The organism is Luteibacter sp. CQ10 (assembly GCF_040900725.1).
GTDB lineage: Bacteria > Pseudomonadota > Gammaproteobacteria > Xanthomonadales > Rhodanobacteraceae > Luteibacter.
On sequence record NZ_JAEUYM010000019.1, the window covers coordinates 1 to 3,854 of the forward strand.

Annotated in this window: 1 protein-coding gene; it reads right to left on the reverse strand. The window is 70.4% G+C overall.

The annotated features are described in order from the left end of the window. Positions 1 to 3,854 (reverse strand): beta-ketoacyl synthase N-terminal-like domain-containing protein (locus tag JNG39_RS21035; protein WP_368313915.1); only part of this gene is annotated, 3,854 nt, incomplete at both ends.

Genomic DNA, 3,854 nt, shown 5'->3' on the forward strand with positions numbered 1-3,854 from the left:
CTCCCCCGGCACGAAACCGTTCGCACCGTCGTCCATCGTCTTGCAGCGCCCGTCGCTGGACAGCATGCCCGCCGCGCACATCCCCAGGTACGGGCCCGGGGTGAGGTACAGCGTCACCCCGCCCACCAGCGCCAGCTCGATCTCCTCGTTACGCAGCGCCTGGCAGGCCAGGTGCGTCGCCACCAGCGACGACGAGCACGCCGTGTCGATCGAGATCGCCGGGCCCTTCAGGTCCAGCAGGTACGAAATGCGCGAGGCCGCGATCGCCGCGCTGTTGCCCGTGCTGTCGCTGGCCTGGCCACTGTCGTGCAGCAGCGTGGCGTAGTCGTTGCTCATGATGCCCAGGTACACGCCGCAGCGGCTGTCGCCCAGCGCGCGCGGGTTGCAGCCGGCGTCCTCGAACGCCCGATAGGCCTCCTGCACGAACAGGCGCTGCTGCGGGTCCATCAGCTCCGCCTCGGCCGGCGAGATGCTGAAGAACAACGGATCGAAGCAATCCACCTCGTCCAGCGCGCCCAGCCACTTGCAGTTGATCCGGCCCGCTCGCGGCTGGCCGGCCTCGTAGTAGCGATTCACGTCCCAGCGCCACGTGGGCACCTCGGTCACCGCGTCGTGGCCCTCGGCCAACCGCTGCCAGAACGCCTCAAGGTCCGACGCGCCCGGATAGCGTCCGGCCATGCCGACGATCGCGATCGGCTCGCCACCTGCCCGCGGCGGTGCGAAACGCGGTGCCGGTGCCGGTGCCGGTGCCGGTGCCGGCGATGCGACGTCGACGCGCTCCGACGGCACGACGGGAGCGGGCGCGGCAACGAATGCGCGGGGGGGCTCCGGCGGACGCCGGACGACGAGGGTCGCGACGTACCTCGCCAACTGGTCGAGGTCGGGATGGTCGTAGATCTTCGCCGTGGGCATCTGCAGTCCATGGCGCAGGTTGATCGCTCGCACCCATTCCACGCCGATGATCGAATCCAGGCCCATCTCGGCGAACGGACGATGCGGTTCGACCTCCCCCACGTCCATATACAGCGCATCGGCCAGGCTATGGGCCAGGTCGTCGCGCAGCTTGTCGGGGTCCACCTCCGGCGCCGCGTCGGTCGCGCCCGGCGGCTCGGCCGCCACAGGCTCGCTGCGCACGACCCGTGCCTCGGTGGCGCGCGCCGGCGCGCTCTTCGCGGCGGGAGCGGACGACGCCAATCGCTTGAGCGCGATGCCGACCGGCTTTTCGCGGGCGCGTGAGGCGTCCGTCGGCATCGAATCACCCGGGGCGGAAAGGTCCATGCGTTGCACCTTGGAAGTGTCTTGCGGTGAAGAGGGGTCGACCCAGTGGATATCCCGTGCGAAGGGATAGGTGGGCAAAGCCAGCCGCCGTGGTGGGGTGCCGCCGAAAAGCGTCGACCAGGGCAGCGCGTAGCCCTGGCAGTAGAGCTTCGCCAACGCACGCAGGGCGTCCGGACCGCCACGGCCGAGCCGTTCCCGTCCTTCCGCGGCGACGGCTTCCGTTTCGCGGAATCCCCGGGCCACCGAACCGTCGAACACGCCATCCGGGCGTTCGCCCGCGGCGGCGCGTTCGAGCAGGCGGACGGCATCGTCGGCGTCCCGTCCCACCACCACGCAGCGATGAGAAAAATGCAGCCGGCCGCAGAGCAGCGTGTAGGCGAGCGAACGCGCAGCGGACGCGTTCCACTCGCGGCTCCGCACGAACCGCGCGAGATCGGCGAGACGACGGGCGAGCGCGGCCGGAGACTTCGCCGAGACGGCGAGCAACCAAGGCGCCGGAGGCACGTCGGCGGACGGGGCCGGGTACGGGGGGTAGTCTTCCAGCAGCACGTGGGCGTTCGTACCGCTCATGCCGAACGCGCTCACGCCGACGCGTCGCCGACGCGACGCGTCGGCCGGCCATGGACGTGACTGTCGATTGACGAAGAGCGCGCTTTCGTCCCAACGGACGTGGTCGCTGGGCTCCTCGCAATTCAGGCTCGCCGGAATGCACTCGTGGCGGAGCGCCTCGACGGCGCCAACCAGGCTGACCAATCCGGACGCGGCGAAACTGTGGCCGACATTGCTCTTGGTCGAGGTCAGCGCGCAGTGCGGCGCATCGCCCGCGGCCACCCCGCCGAAAACCTCCTGCAGCGCGATCACCTCCACGGGGTCGCCGAGCGGGGTGGCGGTGCCGTGGGTTACGATGTAGTCGACGTCGCGCGGAGTCACCCGCGCACGGCGGTGTACCGCACGGATCAGTTCCGCCTGCGCGGTGCCATTGGGCGCGGTGATGCCGTTGGTGCGGCCGTCGTAGTTGGTGCCGCTTGCCCGGATGACCGCATGGATGGGGTCGCCCTCGGCCTGCGCGCGGGACAGCCGCTTGAGCACGATGGCGACCACGGCGTCCGCCGGCACGAGTCCGTCGGCACGCCGGTCGAAGGCGTGGCACCGGCCGCTGCGCGAAAGCATGCCGGCGTGGCTCATGCCGGCGTACACCGCCGCGCTCAACGACAGGTTCACCGCCGCCACGACGGCGGCGTCGCATTCGCCGGCGCGCAGGCTCAGGCACGCCGTGTGCGCGGCGACCAGCCCGGACGAGCACGTGGTGTTGATCGCCATCGCGGTGCCGCGCAGGTTAAGGAAGAACGACAGGCGCGAGGCCAGGATGCCGTCATGGTTCGCCGTGAGCGTGCCTTCCACACCCGGCAGCGTCTGGTATTCGCCCTGCTCCACGCCCACGAACATGCCGATCGCCTGGCGCAGGTGCTCTTCGCCGTAGCCGGCATCCTCCAGCGCGCGCCATCCCTCCTGGATCAGCAACCGCTGGCGGGGATCCATGCTGCGCGCCTCGCGAGGCGAGATATCGAAGAAGGACGCATCGAATTCCCCGATCCCAGGCATCGCGCCGAGCCACTTGCCGGCGATTTCGCCACGCTCGTAGGCGTCGCGCCACGCGAAACGTTCGTCGGGAATCTCGCCGACGGCATGCGTGCCGTCGCGGAGGATCCGCCACAGCTCGGCCACGCTGCGTGCCTGCGGAAAGCGACCGCTCATGCCGATGATGGCGATCGGTTCGTCCGCGTCGGCGACGGCGGCCACCGACGTCGCATCCATCGACGTGGCTGTCGTCGCCGTGACGGCGGGTGCGGGCTCGTCCGCGCGTTCGCTGGCGGTGGTGGCATGGAAACGCCCGACGGCCTCGGCGTGCCGGTCCAGCAGGTAGTCGCGCACCCTTTCGAGGGTTGGATGGCTGAAGAAGAGCGCGGGGGTGAAGGCGATGCCGTAGTCCCGCGCGATGCGCCTCGCCCACTCGCCCATGCTCAGCGAATCGAAGCCGTAATCGGCCAGATTGGCCCTCGTGTCGATGCGATCGCTGGCGAGCTTGAGCAGTTCGCTCGCCTGCCGGACGAGCTCACGCTCCACGCGCCGCTCCAGGCTCATGCCGGAAGGCGCAACCGTCGGGGCCGGGGCGGGAACGGGCTCGGGCACGACCGCGTCCTCGCGGGAGGTCGGCGTGGCTGCCAGGGCCCAGCCGAGGTGGCGCGCGATACGCTCGCGGTCGCCGACCAGGGGCATGATCGCGCCCGACGGCATCGCCAGCGCTCGCTCGAGGATAGCCATCCCGGCTTCGTCCGAGAGCGCCCGCTGCCCGCTCGAACGCAGGTACATGCGGGTGGCCTCGTCATCGTCGTCGCGCATTCCGCCCCCGGTCCACAGGGGCCACTCGATCGCGATGCGCCGGATGCCGTCCGTCGCCGCCACGTGGCGTGCCCACGCACTCTGGAACCGGTTGCCGATGGCGTAGTCGCCGCCACCGAAGTCGCCGAGCACGGCGGAGGTGGAGCTGAAGTAGCAGATGAACGCCGGCGCATGTT